1 protein-coding gene is annotated in these 583 nt (G+C 42.5%); it reads right to left on the bottom strand.

What is annotated here, in order from left to right; translation table 11 throughout:
* On the bottom strand, nucleotides 1-503 hold a 503-nt coding region (locus tag H1R82_RS14400), incomplete at its 3' end, for an asparagine synthetase B family protein (RefSeq protein WP_374189131.1).
* Nucleotides 504-583: the final 80 nt, after the last annotated feature.

Below are 583 nucleotides of genomic sequence, written 5' to 3'. Positions count from 1 at the left end.
AGGATGGCTTTCAATTCGGAACCAAATAAAACTCCGGAATTATGTACTTTGTAAAAGAGGGGTTTGACTCCGATGCGATCCCGGGCCAAAATCAATGCCTGGCGACGTTCATCCCAAATGGCAAAGGCAAACGCCCCGTTGATGCGCTGGATGAAATCTTCTCCCCATTCCAAATAGCTGTGCAGCAAAACTTCTGCATCCGATTCCGTTCCAAAACGATGTCCGAGATTTTCAAGTTCTGCTTTCAAATCTTTAAAGTTATAGATAAACCCGTCAAAGGAGAGTACGATGGAATGATCCCCTGAGCGATAAACCATCGGCTGTTTTCCACCGGCAGGATCGATGACAAAGAGACGGCGGTGACCAATCGCTGCACGTTCCGAAAACCAATAACCTTCATCATCGGGACCGCGATGTTGAATCGCGTTGGTCATTTTGCTTAAAACATTTTGTTCTCCCGACAAATCTCTTTCCCAATCAATCCAACCTGCAATTCCACTCATGAATGAATCATCTCCCATAAAAGAATCAACAAAATTATCGATATATTTAATTATAAAACAAGAAGAAGAAAATAAAAAGA

It is taken from the genome of Thermoactinomyces intermedius (genome assembly GCF_013912365.1).
Taxonomy (GTDB): Bacteria; Bacillota; Bacilli; order Thermoactinomycetales; family Thermoactinomycetaceae; genus Thermoactinomyces; species Thermoactinomyces intermedius.
The sequence above is the reverse complement of the archived record's forward strand: the minus strand, read 5'-3'. Positions and strand labels throughout refer to the sequence as shown.